11 protein-coding genes and 1 tRNA gene are annotated in these 15,433 nt (G+C 63.1%); 8 read left to right on the top strand and 4 right to left on the bottom strand.

Annotated elements, in window-relative coordinates; translation table 11 throughout:
- Positions 1-433 precede the first annotated feature (433 nt).
- The 4 genes from CI41S_RS21265 to CI41S_RS21250 all read left to right on the top strand — a co-directional run bounded on the left by CI41S_RS21265 (position 434) and on the right by CI41S_RS21250 (position 4,148).
- Positions 434-2,923: a penicillin-binding protein 1A gene (locus CI41S_RS21265; protein ID WP_139861447.1), complete on the top strand. Its 2,490-nt coding sequence runs from the start codon at positions 434-436 to the stop codon at positions 2,921-2,923.
- A gap of 162 nt (positions 2,924-3,085) precedes the next feature.
- On the top strand, positions 3,086-3,298 hold the full coding sequence (locus tag CI41S_RS21260) for a hypothetical protein (RefSeq protein WP_139861446.1): 213 nt from the start codon (positions 3,086-3,088) through the stop codon (positions 3,296-3,298).
- A 203-nt stretch (positions 3,299-3,501) separates the two neighbouring features.
- A tRNA-Gln gene (locus tag CI41S_RS21255) sits at positions 3,502-3,575 on the top strand.
- A 165-nt stretch (positions 3,576-3,740) separates the two neighbouring features.
- On the top strand, positions 3,741-4,148 hold the full coding sequence (locus CI41S_RS21250) for a GNAT family N-acetyltransferase (protein WP_139861445.1): 408 nt from the start codon (positions 3,741-3,743) through the stop codon (positions 4,146-4,148).
- A gap of 115 nt (positions 4,149-4,263) precedes the next feature.
- Here the strand turns inward: CI41S_RS21250 and CI41S_RS21245 are convergent, their stop codons facing one another.
- Positions 4,264-6,084, bottom strand: a complete 1,821-nt coding sequence (locus CI41S_RS21245; protein ID WP_139861444.1) for a hypothetical protein — start codon at positions 6,082-6,084, stop codon at positions 4,264-4,266.
- Between the two features lie 35 nt (positions 6,085-6,119).
- Here CI41S_RS21245 and CI41S_RS21240 point away from each other — a divergent pair, with 35 nt between their 5' ends.
- A complete protein-coding gene (locus CI41S_RS21240) occupies positions 6,120-6,551 on the top strand; it encodes a GNAT family N-acetyltransferase (protein WP_244626618.1) in 432 nt (143 codons plus the stop codon).
- A gap of 11 nt (positions 6,552-6,562) precedes the next feature.
- On the opposite strand, the gene CI41S_RS21235 is transcribed toward CI41S_RS21240, so the two are convergent.
- From CI41S_RS21235 to CI41S_RS21225, 3 genes are read right to left on the bottom strand one after another with little or no spacing between them, the layout of a single operon-like run.
- Positions 6,563-7,129 carry an invasion associated locus B family protein gene (locus tag CI41S_RS21235; RefSeq protein ID WP_172628122.1) on the bottom strand — a complete coding sequence of 189 codons (567 nt, stop codon included), beginning with the start codon at positions 7,127-7,129 and terminating at the stop codon, positions 6,563-6,565.
- A 57-nt stretch (positions 7,130-7,186) separates the two neighbouring features.
- On the bottom strand, positions 7,187-10,330 hold the full coding sequence (locus CI41S_RS21230) for a multidrug efflux RND transporter permease subunit (RefSeq protein WP_139861443.1): 3,144 nt from the start codon (positions 10,328-10,330) through the stop codon (positions 7,187-7,189).
- The gene (locus CI41S_RS21225) at positions 10,327-11,508 is read right to left on the bottom strand and encodes an efflux RND transporter periplasmic adaptor subunit (protein WP_139861442.1); all 1,182 of its coding nucleotides are present in this window, start codon (positions 11,506-11,508) and stop codon (positions 10,327-10,329) included. Before CI41S_RS21225 ends, CI41S_RS21230 begins: the two co-directional genes overlap by 4 nt.
- 183 nt (positions 11,509-11,691) lie before the next feature.
- Here CI41S_RS21225 and CI41S_RS21220 point away from each other — a divergent pair, with 183 nt between their 5' ends.
- The 3 genes from CI41S_RS21220 (at position 11,692) to CI41S_RS21210 (ending at position 15,426) form a co-directional block, all read left to right on the top strand.
- Positions 11,692-12,153: a MarR family winged helix-turn-helix transcriptional regulator gene (locus tag CI41S_RS21220; protein WP_139861441.1), complete on the top strand. Its 462-nt coding sequence runs from the start codon at positions 11,692-11,694 to the stop codon at positions 12,151-12,153.
- Positions 12,154-12,268: 115 nt separating this feature from the next.
- Positions 12,269-12,508 carry a hypothetical protein gene (locus CI41S_RS21215; RefSeq protein ID WP_139482822.1) on the top strand — a complete coding sequence of 80 codons (240 nt, stop codon included), beginning with the start codon at positions 12,269-12,271 and terminating at the stop codon, positions 12,506-12,508.
- Positions 12,509-12,879: 371 nt separating this feature from the next.
- Positions 12,880-15,426 (top strand): TonB-dependent receptor, encoded by a 2,547-nt coding sequence (locus tag CI41S_RS21210; protein WP_139861440.1) that lies wholly within the window; start codon positions 12,880-12,882, stop codon positions 15,424-15,426.
- The last annotated feature ends 7 nt before the right edge of the window (positions 15,427-15,433 follow it).

The following is a 15,433-nucleotide window of genomic DNA, read 5'->3' as shown; positions in this document are numbered from 1 at the left end:
CTCGCGAGTCGATTGCGTGATAACAACTTGCAGTAGTTATAGTTAACAAAACATTAACGCCGCAATTTCCGCAGCAATATCCACTGCTTTGTGGATGTTACGTTGAGTCGCATCCCGTAGAAGTCCGGATCGGTGGCTGTTTTGCTGCGGCTCAGAGCGGGAGGGCGGGGACGGAATCCGCTCCCCGCTGGTGCAGGTCCGGTGGTTGAGGCTGGAGATTCCGGCCGCGCGGAGCCATCGCCTGTTGCGGCCTATGCGCTGATTTGGACGCCGCGCCCGAGCCGCGCTCTATGGCATTAGTTTGACGTTTGGGCTGCTATAATTCTCCCGCGTCGAATTGCAGGTCCGGGAGGCGACCGATATACCGGACCGCCTGTGTGGCAGCGCAACGGGCTCAGAACGAGCCACGTATTCGCCACGGAAAATCTGGTCGATGAGATTTCTGTTACGGTTCTTCGGATTCCTGTTCACCGCGGGGTCCATCCTGTTCCTGGCTGGCCTGGCCGCCGTGGCAGGGGCGTTCTGGCACTTTTCCAAGGACCTGCCGGATTATTCGCAGCTCCAGAACTACGAGCCGCCGGTGATGACGCGCATCCACGCGGCCGACGGCGCGCTGCTCGGCGAATATGCCAAGGAACGCCGGCTCTATCTGCCGATCCAGGCGGTACCGAAGCTCGTGATCAACGCGTTCCTCGCCGCCGAGGACAAGAATTTCTACGAGCACGGTGGCGTCGATTATACCGGCATGGCGCGCGCCGGCGTCGCCTACATCCAGAATTTCGGTTCCAACCGCCGTCCGCAGGGCGCCTCGACGATCACCCAGCAGGTCGCCAAGAACTTTCTCTTGACCAACGAGGTGTCGTTCACCCGGAAGATCAAGGAAGCCCTGGTCGCGATGCGAATCGAAAAGGCCTATTCCAAGGACAAGATCCTCGAGCTCTATCTCAACGAGATCTATCTCGGCCTCGGCGCATACGGCATCGCCGCCGCCTCGCTGGTGTATTTCGACAAGTCGGTGAACGAGCTCTCGGTCTCGGAGGCCGCGTACCTGGCGGCGCTGCCGAAGATGCCGGCGAGCCTGCATCCGGTGCGCAACCGCGCCCGCGCCATCGAGCGGCGCAACTACGTGATCGACCGCCTGCAGGAGAACGGCTGGATCACCCAGGGCGACGCCGAGAAGGCGCGCAAGGAACCGCTGACCGTCACCAACCGCTCCAACGGCGCGCACACCTTTGCCGGCGAATATTTCTCGGAAGAGGTCCGCCGCGATCTGTTCGATCGCTACGGCGAGAAGAAGCTGTATGAAGGCGGCCTGTCGGTGCGCACCACGCTCGATCCCAAGGTGCAGGTGATGGCGCGCAAGGCGATGGTGACCGGGCTCGTGAACTATGACGAGCAGCAGGGCTATCGCGGCGCGATCCAGAAGCTCGACGTCTCCGGCGACTGGGGCGTGCCGCTCGCCGAGATCAAGTCGCTGTCGGACATCTCGCCATGGCGGATGGCGGTGGTGCTGGAGAGCAACGACCAGTCGGCGCGGATCGGCTTCCAGCCGGGCCGCGAGCTCGGCGGCGCCGTCAGCAAGCAGCGCGACACCGGCATCGTCACGCTCGAGGGCGTGCGCTGGGCGAGGGCGCTCTCCGGGCCGTACAAGGGCAAGAACCCGAGCTCGGTGGCGCAGGTGCTGCAGCCCGGCGACGTGATCTACGCCGACCCGCTCTACAACAAGGACGGCCAGCGCGTCGAAGGGCAATATCGGCTGCGCCAGATTCCCGAATTGTCGGGCGCGATGGTGGCGATGGATCCGCGCACCGGCCGCGTGCTGGCGATGGTCGGCGGCTTCTCGTTCGACCAGAGCCAGTTCAACCGCGCCACCCAGGCCTACCGGCAGCCGGGCTCGACGTTCAAGCCGATCGTCTATTCGGCGGCGCTGGACAATGGCTACACCGGCTCGAGCGTGCTGGTCGACGGGCCGATCGAAATCGATCAGGGGCAGGGCAACATCTGGCGTCCGGAAAACTTCGATGCCGGCAAGTATATGGGGCCGATGACCCTGCGCAACGCGCTGCGCCTGTCGCGCAACACCGTGACGGTGCGGCTCGCGCAGGAGATCGGCATGCCCCTGATCGGCGAATACGCCAGGCGTTACGGCGTCTATGACGAGCTGCCGAATTATCTGTCCTATTCGCTCGGCGCCGGCGAGACCACGGTGATGCGCATGGTCACGGCGTATTCGATGATCGCCAATGGCGGCGGCCGAGTGAAGGCGACCCTGATCGACCGCATCCAGGACCGTTACGGCCACACCATCTTCAAGCATGACCAGCGCGAATGCCGCGGCTGCGATGCGCCGGAGGGCTGGAAGAACCAGGCCGAGCCGCAACTGGTCGACCATCGCGACCAGGTGCTCGATCCCATGAGCGCCTACCAGATCACCTCGCTGATGGAGGGCGTGGTGCAGGCCGGCACCGGTACCGCGCTGAAGGCGGTCGGCAAGCCGATCGCCGGCAAGACCGGCACCTCCAACGAGGCCAAGGATCTGTGGTTCGTCGGCTTCTCACCGGACCTCGTGGTCGGCCTCTACGTCGGCTACGACAAGCCGCGCTCGCTCGGCCGCAACGCCCAGGCCGGCCACACCGCAGCGCCGATCGCGCGCGACTTCATGAAGCTCGCGCTGGCCGACAAGCCCGCAACCCCGTTCAAGCAGCCGGCCGGCATCCGCCTCGTGCTGGTCGACGCCAAGACCGGCCTGCGCGCCGCGTCCGGCCAGAAGGGCGTGGTGCTCGAAGCGTTCAAGCCGGGCAGCGCGCCGCCGGCCTACGACCCGACGCTGGTCGCGGGCACCGACGTGATCGACGGCACCCAGCAGCCGCCGCCGGATTCGGGGCAGGCGGTGATGCGGTCGGGCACCGGCGGGCTGTACTGAGCCGGGGCAGCGAGCGTCGGCCAGCTCGATCCATTCAGTCTCGCGCACCGCCCGCGGCAACGTTGGCGGTGCGGCGCTTTGTCAGGCCGCTTGAACGTGCCGCTTGCGCGACCGACCTAATGGATGGAAGCGCATCGAAGTGGCGTTTGCGACGGGTCACGAATGCTCAAGGTGCTGAAGGTGCTGAAGGTCGCCGTTCACATCGTGTGGGCGATTGCCGTGATCTCGTTCGCTACCCTGGTTGGCGCGAGCTATGGATGGGCGCATCACGGCTGGATCGGCGCGGTTGCGCTCGGCACCGTCGGGTTTTGCGCCGGGGCATTGCTTGCCACAGATCTTTCCGTGCTCCTTGAATTCCTTTGCGCGGGTCTTTGACGCCGCGACCGGGGAGCGGGGCCGCATCCGCACACGCCGCACCGGCCGCGATTTTCACGCCCATTCCCCGCCAACAATGCTTGCCAAGCGTGGGACCAAGCAGGTAGAAGGTCGCACTCGCGCGGACCGCTGATTTGGCAGGCGAACCCGCTGTACCGAGATGTCCAGACATCCAGCTAAGCTGTTGATATCAGGGCTTTTCTTGGGGAATGGTGTAACGGTAGCACAACAGACTCTGACTCTGTTTGTCTTGGTTCGAATCCAGGTTCCCCAGCCAATCCGCCGCATGGCGTGACCGCCGTCAAGAAATTCCGACGAGATTCGCAATCGCGCGGAGATGTGCCATGCGCTGGCTGCTGCCGTCGGCAGGTGGATCGGCGGAGCGTAATCCACCATTGTCACGTGCCGGCCCGCGCCGGAATCTTGCGATAGAGGTGAAGTGATGGATGCGATCTCCTATTCCCGCGAGCCGTCGATCGGGGTCGACGAGTTCATCGACGTGCTGCGCCAGTCCGGTCTCGGCGAGCGGCGTCCGATCGCCGACAGCGACCGGATTGGACGGATGATCGCCAATGCCAATCTCATCGTCACCGCGCGCAAGGACGGCAAGCTGGTCGGCGTCTCGCGCGCGCTGACGGATTTTTGCTTTTGCTGCTATCTGTCGGACCTTGCGGTCGATCGGGCGTATCAGGGACACGGCATCGGCAAGCGCCTGATCGAGGAGACACGGCGCCACGCCGGCCCCGAGTCGATGTGCCTGCTGCTGTCGGCGCCGGGCGCGACGAGCTTTTACAAGAGCATCGGCATGCCGCAGGCGGACAACGCGTTTCTCTACAAGCGCGAGCGCTAGTCTCGTTGGCCTACTTGATCTTGTCGTACAGCAAGCGGCCGAAATTGGCGGCTTCACGATGAAGCATACTAAAAAGCTCCGCGTTCCGGCGAACCAGAAGCTCTCCGGGCCAAGATCATGGGCGGCCGACGCGAACGATTGCAGCAACGACCTCGACTCCCGCCGGAATATCGCTGCGGTAAGGAGATTCCTTAATTGCTTTCGCCGCCAGCTGTTCGAGCCCCAAGCCCGGCTCGTAACCAAATGGCGTGCCGGTCTCCAACCTGATGACAATCAGAACCTTGTCCGGCGGTCCTGCATAAACAGTGCGATAGGCGATATTTCCCTCAATTCGTTCGAATTGGTTTGCTCTGGCTAGCTTAAGTCCCTCAGACGCCTTCTGGACGGCCAACTCCACATTTTCCCTGATCAATCTGCTGTCGGGTCGAGACACACCCTTTATGGTGCTCCACGTTCCACCTCTGATCCGCTCCTCGTAGACCTTTATCGTCTGTCCTGCTCGCACCTCTTCGGTCAAGCGCGTACCAACCACGGCGACACGGTCGCAGGTGTCAAACCCGATGGCCTTTGCCGACATTTGGAGATGGTCCGGCAAGAAGTGTCTGAGGACCTCCGGCTCTACGACGCTTTCGCCGTAACTGGCCGCGTTAGCCGGTCCGGGACGTAATCCTCCCCTGGGAACATGTGGCGGCAATTGGTGAGTCGGCGGGGTGTAACCCGGCGGCAGCTTGCCAGCGCCCCGCGCGGCTTCCTCGACCATCTTGAGGGCTTTCTGAGCCTCCTCGGCAGCTTTGACGGCCTCTTCGGCAGCTTTCGCAGCCTCCCTTGCAGCTCGCGTCTGAAACTTGAGCCGAAGTACGTTCTTGAGCTCTTCCGCCGCAACCAGCAGACCCTTCAGCCTGGGCAGCAGACGGCCAATCATGCCGGCCCCTTCTCCCATCCATTTCACGCCCTGAACCACGCCGATCCCGGCCGCATCAGTGGCGACCTGCAGAATGACTTCGAAGGCGACCAGGCCGGTAAGACGGCCAGCCCATTGGAAGAGCTCGGAATTAGTCTTGCCGACGATCTGTTCACTCACTCCCTTACCGAGTTCGTCACCCAGCACCCTGCCAATGGGCTTCGCATTGGCGGCCAGCGGTGCAAAAAATTTGCCCGGATTTGTCTGAATCAGGAGTAGCGTCTCCGACATCGGGCCAATAATTTCCGCAGCATTCTTCATCACCTCATCACGGAATTTCGCGTCAAAGGCCAGGTTCTTGGCGTCTTTCAACATGTTGAGGAACGCTTCTCCTCCTTCCTTTAGTCCCCTAAAGAAGCCCTCCGCAAACTTGCCGCCAAGCACGACGTTGCCACCGGGAATTACGCTTTCCAGCGAGCCTCCCAACGCTTTTTTGAAGGCGTTGGCCGTTTCCGTCGTGTGGGGTGCGAGGCCCTCGACAAATCCAGCGTACACGTCTTTCAGCGCCGCCGCTGCGTCAAATCTCACAGTGGCGTCGCTGACGCTCTTTGCGACCTCAGGCACAGCGACCTTGACCCGCATGAATGCAAAAGCGGCCCCGCTTGAGCCTGCAGGTCGCGCCTCGATCAAAGCGCTGTCAGCAGTTTTCTTTGCGGTCACTAGATAGATATACGTGGCGCCGCTCTTTTGCTTGAACTGAATATCGACCACATGCGGTTTGTCAGAGTGGACGTCCGGACCGAGGATGACATTCTGCGAAAAAGGCAATTGGAAGCTCTTTGGGATAGAGTCACGCAGATCGACTTTCGTCTCAGGCGGATCGCGCAGACATACTTCCTGCACTTGCTCCGCTTGAAGGGAAAGTTGCGAGGTAAAGAACTCTTTGTTCGACTGTCCGGGCGCGCTGAACGACGCGTCCACTCCGGCATAAAAATTAGGCGCTGTCCGCTGTGGCCATGGCTCGAATGAGGTCATTTCACACCTCCAATCCGATGAGCGAGAATTGAGCGGTGGTGGAAACGCCGCCAACCGCTAGAGTGTTTGCGGCAATAGGTTCACGCGAGAAACACCTATCAGCAAAAGTGTATCATCCCCGTTTTGCAAGCAAGAGCGCGCCTCCCTTCCTCACCTTCTATTCCATTAGTCGTTGCCTATCGGCCAGAGTTCAACGACTTCCAGCGTTTTGCCCCGCAGTTGGCGTCGACGAGTTCATCGACGTGCTGCGCCAGTCCGGCCTTGACGACGCCGACCGGATCGGGCGGATAATCGCCAATGCCGATCTCGTCGTCACCGCGCGCCAGGCGGGCAAGCTCGTCGGCGTCTCGCGCGCTGACCGATTTCTGCTATTGCTGCTATTGTCGGATCTTGCGGTCGATCGGGCGTATCAGGGACACGGCATCGGCAAGCGCCTGATCGAGGAGACGCGGCGCCACGCCGGCTAGCGCCGGCGCGGCTACTTGATCTTGTCGTACACCGTCGCAAAATCGTTGAGCGGCATCGGGATGGTGATGGTTTCCTTCGCCAGATTCTGGAACGACACTTTCAGCTGCTTGCCTGATTTCAGTTGGGCCAGGATGTCGGCGGCGATCGGCGCGTTGATGTAGCAGCCGCGCTGCTCGCAGGTCTGGATCGCGACGTCGACGGCCTTGCCCTCGTCGACCTGCAGCTTGGCGCCGACCGGCAGGTTCAGTCCGAGCGGCAGCTGGATCAGTGCGACCGGGGTGCGGGTGTCAGCGGCGACGCGGATATTGACCAGCACGATGAGCTGGCCGGTCTTGGTGAGAACCGCGGTCTGCTCCATCGCGCATTCGAGCGGCGCGTCGCGGCTCGCGCTGGTGCAGCGTGCGACCCAGCCGGTGTTGCTGCCGGGCGGCGCGTCGGCCTGCTGGGGCGCCGTTGGCTGCGCAGGTGCAGGCGCGGCGGCCGGTGCGTTCTTGGCCTTCGGAGCCTGGGCATGACCGGCGCCGGCGACGCCGAGCGCGGTCAACAGGACGACGAGCGACTTTGCGACAATTTTCACGGCACCGGCTCCGAACTGAACAGCCTTCGGATGTGCCGGGGCGGGCGCAAAGTCAAGTCACTCGGCGGCCTCCTTGACCGATCCATGCTCGCCGTCGTCGTCGCCCTCGGCGCGCGGCGAGCGGCCCCAATTGGCGAAGGCGTTGGAGAGCCGGTCGAGATAGAGATAGACCACCGGCGTCGTGAACAGCGTCAGCGCCTGGCTAACGATCAGGCCGCCGACCATGGCGTAGCCGAGCGGCTGGCGGATCTCCGAGCCGGTGCCGGTTCCAAGCATCAGCGGCACGCCGCCGAGCAGGGCGGCCATCGTCGTCATCATAATGGGGCGGAAGCGGAGCAGGGCGGCCTGACGGATCGCCGCCTCCGGCTCCATGTGATTGTCGCGCTCGGCGGCGATCGCGAAGTCGACCATCATGATGCCGTTCTTCTTCACGATGCCGATCAGGAGGATGATGCCGATCAGCGCGATCAGCGAGAAGTCGAAGCCGGCCGCCATCAGGATCGCCAGCGCGCCGACGCCGGCCGAGGGCAGCGTCGACAGAATCGTGATCGGGTGGATGTAGCTCTCGTAGAGAATGCCGAGGATCAGGTAGACCACCACCAGCGCGGCGAGGATCAAGAGCGGCACGGTCGACAGCGACTGCTGGAACGCCTGCGCGGTGCCCTGGAAGCTCGAGCTCAGGGTCGGCGGCGCGCCGAGCTCGACCATCGCCTTCTGCACCGCTTCGGTCGCCTGGCCGAGCGCCGTGCCCTGCGCCAGGTTGAACGAGATGGTGATCGCCGGGAACTGGCCCTGGTGGCTGATCGAGAGCGGACGCACCGGCGCGGTGGTCCACTTCGCGAAGGTCGACAGCGGCACCTGCTCGCCGGTCAGCGGCGACTTGACGTAGAGATTGTTCAGCGTGTCGACCGAGCCCTGCAGCTCCGGCAGCACCTCGAGGATGACGTGATAGCTGTTGAGCTGGGTGAAGTACTGCGTCACCTGGCGCTGGCCGAATGCGTCATAGAGCGTGTCGTCGATCAGCTGCGGCTGGATGCCGTAGCGCGAGGCGGTGTCGCGGTTGATCTTCAGTTCGAGCGTGGTGCCGTTGGTCTGCTGGTCGGTGGCGACGTCGCGCAATTGCGGCAGCGTCTGCATCTTGCCGAGGATCTTCGGCGCCCACTCGTTCAGCTCGGCAAGGTTGGCATCCTGCAGCGTGAACTCGAACTGGGTGCGGGTCGGGCGGCCGCCGAGACGGACGTCCTGCGCCGCCTGCATGAACAGCCGGGCGCCCAGCACCTTTTCCAGCTTCGGCCGCAGCCGGCCGATCACCTGCTGCGCATTGGCGTCGCGGTCCTTCAGCGCCTTCAGCGTGATGAACATGGTGCCGTTGTTGCCGGCACGGCCGCTGCCCCCGATCGCCATCGCGACCGTCGCGACCGCGGGATCGGCCATCACGATCTTGCTGAGCTCTTCCTGCTTGCCCTTCATGTCGGCGAACGAGATGTCCTGGTTGGCTTCCGAGGTCGCGGTGATCAGGCCGACGTCCTGCTGCGGGAAGAAGCCCTTCGGGATGATGACGAACAGGTAGACCGACAGCGCCAGCGTCGCGAAGAAGATCACGAGCGTGGTGCGCTTCCAGGCGAGCGCGTGATCGAGGACCGCCTCGTAGCCGCGCAGCATCGCGTCGAATGCCCGCTCGCTGAGCTGGTAGAAGCGGCCATGCCGCTCCTCGTTGTGGGCGCGCAGGAATCGCGAGGCCATCATCGGGGTCAAGGTCAGCGACACGAACATCGACACGAAGATCGTCATCGCCAGCACCACCGCAAACTCGCGGAACAGGCGGCCGATGATGCCGCCCATCAGCAGCAGCGGGATCAGCACCGCAACCAGCGAGATACTGATCGAGACGATGGTGAAGCCGATCTCGCTCGAGCCCTTGAAGGCGGCGGCCATCGGCTTCTCGCCCTGCTCGATGTAGCGGCTGATGTTCTCCAGCATCACGATGGCGTCGTCGACCACGAAGCCGACCGCGATCGTCAGCGCCATCAGCGACAGATTGTCGAGGGTGTAGCCGAAGATCCACATCAATGCGCAGGCGCCGAGCAGCGCCAGCGGCACCGTCACGGCGGGGATCACGGTCGCCCAGAAGCTGCGCAGGAAGGCAAAGATCACCATCACGACCAGGAAGATGGTCAGCAGCAGGGTGAACTGGACGTCTTCCACCGCGGCGCGGATCGTGGTGGTGCGGTCGCTGATGACATCGATCTTGACCGCCGGCGGGATCGCGGCGACCAGCCGCGGCAGCGTCGCCTTGATCTTGTCGACGGTGTCGATGACGTTGGCGCCGGGCTGCTTGAAGATGACGAGGAACACGCCGCGCTTGCCGTTGGCCCAGGCGGCCTGCTTGGCGTCCTCGGGCCCGGTGACGGCCTGGCCGATGTCGCGGATCCGCAAGGGGCCGCCGTTGCGATAGGCGATGATGACGTCGTTCCAGGGATCCGCCGTCAGCAGCTGGTCGTTGGCATAGATGGTGTAGGCGCGGGTCGGGCCGTCGATATTGCCCTTTGGGCTGTCGACGGTCGCAATGTTGATCGCAGCGCGGACGTCTTCCAGCGATAGGCCTTTCGCCACCAGCTTGGCCGGATCGATCTGGACCCGAACCGACGGCTTCTGCTGACCGCCGATGATGACCTGCGCGACACCGGAAATCTGGCTGATCTGCTGCGCGAGCTGGGCGTCGACGGAGTCGCTGACCGTGGTGAGCGGCAGCGTGTCCGAGGTAGCCGACAGCAGCATGATCGGCGAATCCGCCGGGTTCACCTTGCGATAGGTCGGCGGCGAGGGCAGGTTCTTCGGCAACTGGCCGCTGGCGGCGTTAATGGCGGCCTGCACGTCGTTGGCGGCGCCGTCGATCGAGCGGTTGAGGTCGAACTGGATGGTGACCGACGCGGTGCCGAGATAGCTCGTCGAGGTCATCTGCGCGATGCCGGGGATCTGTGCGAACTGGCGCTCCAGCGGCTGGGCCACCGAGGTCGCCATGGTCTCCGGGCTGCCGCCCGGCAGCGTCGCGGTGATCTGGATGGTCGGGAAGTCGACCTGCGGCAGCGGCGCCACCGGCAACAGCGGATAGGCGACGAGGCCGACAAACAGGATGCCGGCCATCAGCAGCGAGGTGCCGATCGGGTAGCGAATGAATGGTGCGGAAATTCCGTCGCTCATTCCTGCGTCACTTTCGCCTTGGGCTCATCTTTGGATTGGTCCGAGCTCGCCACCGCCGTCGTCACCAGGGTTCCCGGCGAGACCTTGTATTGGCCCGCGGTGATCACCTGCTGTCCCGGCGTGAGGCCCTCGTCGATCACCGATTTGCCGTCGATCGACTGCGTGACCTTGATATTGCGCAGCTCGGCCTTGTTCTCCTGGTTGACTGAATAGGCGTAGAGACCATTGGCGCCGTGCTGCACGGCGTCATCGGGAACCACGGTGGCGTCCTTCAACGTCCTGACCAGCAGCCGGGTCGAGACCGACTGGCCCGGCCACAGCGCATGGTCCTTGTTGTCAAACACCGCCTTGAGCCGGACAGTCCCGCTCGTGGTGTCGACCAGGTTGTTGATCAGCGCCAGCGTGCCGGTGGACAGCACCTTCTTGCCGTCGGTGGTCAGCGCGATGGTCTTCGGCGGCGCCACCGCAAGGGCCGCCTTGATATCAGGTAATTGGTCTTCCGGCGCAGTGAAGATCACCGTGATCGGTTCGATCTGGGTGATCGTGACAATGCCGGTGGCGGCCGAGGCGTTGACGATGTTGCCGATATCGACCAGCCGCAGCCCGACAATGCCGTCGATCGGCGACTTCACGGTGGTGTAGTCGACCTGGGTCTGTGCGTTGAAGATCGCGGCCTCGTCGGACGCGATCTGGGCGGTGAGCTGGGCCACCGTGGAACGCTGGGTGTCGAGCTGCTGGCGGGTGGCGAACTCGCCGAGCTTGGTGTAGCGCCCGAGGTCGAGATTGGCGTTGGCGAGATTGGCCTCGTCCTGCGCCTTCTTGGCCTTGGCCTGGTCAAGCGCCGCCTGATACGGCCGCGGGTCGATCTCGACCAGGGTGTCGCCGGCCTTGACGAACTGGCCTTCCTTGAAGGCGATCTTGACGATCTGGCCGTCGACCCGGGTGCGGACCTGGACGGTGTTGAACGCCTGCACGGTGCCGAGACCGGTCAGATAGACCGGGAAATCCGCCTTCTCGACCGGGGCGATCTTGACCGGGACTGGCGGGCGCTGGGCCGCACGCTTCTGGGCGGCCTCGGCGGCCTGCCTGTTTCCCTCGTATTTTTGCCAGCCAAAGTAACCCGCTGCACCGATCGCAGCGATCAGCAGGACCCAACCGATGGTACGTGACTTGGACATACGGGCTCTTGGGTTCGACGAACAATAAAGGGTGATTGAAACGGTTCCCAGAGCTTGCGGATATAATATGCGTGCACTTAATGTGTAAACACACTACAACTTGAGAATCCTAAACATTTGGAAAGGTTTAGGGTCAGAAACGAACAGCAATAGTTCGCCCCGGGAACGCCTCCGAGAACCCTCATGTCGCTCGATCTCAAACGCCAGTTCATTGCCCAGCTCGTCGAGAGTTCGCGGCTGCTGCGCAACTATATCGACCACCGCGCCAAGGCGCGTGGCACCACCCGCGCGCAGTGGATCGTGCTGTTCCGGTTGCGCGAGCAGGAGGGGCTGTCGCAGGTCGATCTCGCCGACGTGCTGGAGCTGCAGCCGATCTCGCTGGTGCGGCTGCTCGATCGTCTGGTCGAGCATGGTCTGCTCGAACGGCGCCCCGATCCGCGGGATCGCCGCACCAACCGCCTGTTCCTGACGAGGGGCGGACGTCAGCTTGTCGACGATCTCGACAGCCTGCGTGACGCGATCGCGAGCGACGTGCTGCGCGACGTCTCGGCCAAGCATGTCGAGAGCGGACTTGCCACGCTGCGCGAGGTCAAGGATCGCATCAAGTCGCTCGGGGATGGACCGGAGAGCATCGCCGCGAAATAGCGCGCGTTGCGCAACCTGAAATCCGTCCATCGTCATCGGTCGACGCGGCATGGTTGAAACGCCGCGCGATGTCGTTCATATCGCGCATCGCCGATCTGAGACGGGAAGGGCTGCGATGGACGAGTTGAACGGGCGCATGATGGCGTGCCAGATATTGATTACCGGATTGATTGCGCGTGTCGCCAACGAGCAGCGCGACCCGCTGCGCTTCCTCACCGACTTCCGCGACGAGATCAAAGCCGTGGTCAACGGCGTCAACATCGCGGGCATGGACAACACCGAACGCGTCCGCCAGGTCGCGCAGCGGACCGTCGACGAGTTGTTTTCGCTGATGAAGCCGCCGAGCGCGGAGTGACTCGCGATGCTTCGCGCGGTGTCCGTGCTGTTATCAATCGGAGCACGCTCGCGCCAATTTAGAACGATTATTAGAACGCTTAAAAACTAGAGCTCCGTTCCGATGGAATCGGACGGAGCTCTAGATTTGCTTTGACGCGTTTTCTTGACGCGAACCGGTGTCCACTTCGCTGGAAAACGCTCTGGTATTTAGAACCGTTTTAGATCGAACATTAGAATCGCTTTGAATTGGGGCGATTCAAGCGCGCTGTTGCCGCGATCGCATTGACCGAAAAATTCACGCTCGATAACCGAGGGAGACAGTTCGTCGCACCCGATTTCCGGATGTTGCGGGCGGACTCGATTTCTCGGGATTTCTTGGGGGCGTTTGGAATGGGCAATGTGAGGGCGCCGAGATCGCTGCGCTTTGAGGCAGCGGCCGGCTCGGCTGACGAAACAAATCACTCCGGCAAGAAGGTCTCGGCGGTCGCGGGCCTGATTGCGGTGGCATCGTTCTCGGGGGCCGAGGCGCAGCAGTCCAACCTGCCGCCGGTGACGGTCGATGCCCCGGTGGCGCGCCCGCGCCCTGCCGCGTCAAAACCGTCGGCGGACCATGTTCGCGCCCGCACCGCGCTACGTGCCGCACGTCGCGCCCAGCCGACGCAGGCTGCACCGGTCGCATTTCCCAATGCCGGCGGCCTGCCGCCCGATCGCGATCCCTATGCCGACCCGGCGGCGCCATACAAGGGTGATCGTGTGCAAGCATCCGGAAAGTTTCCGGAGCCGATCCTGAACACGCCGAAGTCGGTCACCGTGCTGACGAAGCAAGTGCTGGAGGACAAGAACGCCACCACGCTGAAGCAGGCGATCCTGTCGACGGCCGGTGTGACGCTCGGCACCGGCGAGGGCGGCAATGCCTTCGGCGACCGCTTCTTCATCCGCGGCTTCGACGCGCGCAACGACGTCTTCATCGACGGCGTGCGCGATGCGGGCGTGAGCGTCCGCGAGAACTTCTTCACCGAGCAGGTCGAGATCCTGCGCGGTCCGGGCTCCTCGTTTGCCGGCCGCGGCACCACCGGCGGCGCGATCAACATCGTCACCAAGCAGGCGACGACGGAGAAGAGCTTCTACAACATGGACACCACGTTCGGCACCGACCAGACCAAGCGGGTGGTGCTCGACGTCAACCAGGTGATCTCGCCGACGCTGGCGGTGCGCGCCGGCGGCCTGTTCCAGGACGCCAACGTCGCCGGCCGGAGTTACGTCACCGACGACCGCAACGGCGCCTTCGTCGCCGGGACATGGAAGCCGATCGACGCGGTCAAGATCACCGGCAACTACATCCACACCGAGCTGACCGGCATCCCGGATTTCGGCGTGCCGTATTATCGGCCGAGCACCGCGAGCACGGCCGGCGGCCCGTTCACGGATTTCGGCGTCAACCGCCACAATTTCTACGGCTTCGTCAACCGCGACTTCTACAGGACCGGGCAGGACATCGGCACCATCAACGCCGAGGTGCAGATCACCCCGGACCTGATGATCAGCAACAAGACGCGGGAATCGCGCTCCACCCAGAACTACATCGGCACGCTGCCGGAAGCGCCGGTCATCAAGAATCCGCTCTCGGCCTCGACGCTGAGTGCCAATCCGCAGAGCCGTTTCCAGGTCACGGACGTGTTCGCCAATCAGACCGAGGCGACCTACAAGTTCAACGACGGCGTTGGCTTCAAGCACACGGCGCTTGCCGGGTTCGAGTATGACAACGAAAGGTCCTCGATCGACAAGTATCTCGGCCTGAGCTCGGAAGCGCTGCCCGGCGGCTTCAGCGGCAACGGATCGCTGACTGGCGTCAGCGTATTTAGCCCGCAATTCACGAATTTGCCCTTCGGCATACCCGCTGGCCTGTCAGGACTGCCGACCAAACTCACCATCGACACCAAGAGTGTTTATGTCCTGGATACTGCGAACTACAACGATCTCGTGATCCTCAACGGCGGTGTCCGCTACGACGACTACAACATCAAGACCAGTGGCTACGGCACGGTCAACGGTGTCGCCAACGTCTTCGGTCAGCAGCAGCAAGACTACGGCATGCCGAACTTCAACCTCGGCCTGACGCTCAAGCCGTTGCCGAACGGCAGCGTCTATGCCGCCTATGCCACGTCATCCAACCCGGTCGGTGCGGAATTTGACGGCACCAGCGTTCAATATGGCGGCCTCGCGCCGGTCCTCAACGGCAATCCAAGCCAGATCTTCGGCCCGGAGAAGAACAAGGCGATCGAACTCGGCACCAAGTGGGAGCTGTTCGACCGGCACCTGTTGCTGACGGCCGCGCTGTTCCAGACCGAGAAGGAGAACGCGCGTGAATCCATGAACGTCACCGCGGCGACCCAGACTGCCGCCTGTCCTTATCCGGCTGGCACGACCGGGACCGTCTCCTGCATCAGCGCCGGCGCAGCCTATCGCATCCGCGGCATCGACCTCGGCGTCGGCGGCAAGATCACCGACAAGTGGAGCATGTTCGGCGGTCTCGTGCTGATGCAGTCGGAGGTGACCAAATCGAATATTCCGCCGGCGAACACGATCCTGTTTGGCTCGAATGTCGGGCTGCCGCTCGCCAATATCGCCCACCAATCGTTCAGCATGCTCAGCAAATACCAGTTGAACGACACCTGGGAACTGGGCGGCCAGGCGGTCTATCGCTCGAAGATCTATGGCGGCACGTTCCTGGCGGCCAACCAGGGCACCTCGATCCCGAGCTACTGGCGCTTCGACGCCTTTGCCGAGGCCAAGATCGACAAGAACTGGACCGTCAAACTGTTCGTCAACAACATCTTCGACAAGCGCTACTACGACGCGCTGTACCAGAGCGCGGCTCCCTTCGTGCTGGAGGCGCCGGGACGCGCTGCGTATCTGGTCATTTCTGCGCGTTACTGAGGCTGAA

It is taken from the genome of Bradyrhizobium ivorense (assembly GCF_900696085.1).
Taxonomy (GTDB): Bacteria; Pseudomonadota; Alphaproteobacteria; order Rhizobiales; family Xanthobacteraceae; genus Bradyrhizobium; species Bradyrhizobium ivorense.
The sequence above is the reverse complement of the archived record's forward strand: the minus strand, read 5'-3'. Positions and strand labels throughout refer to the sequence as shown.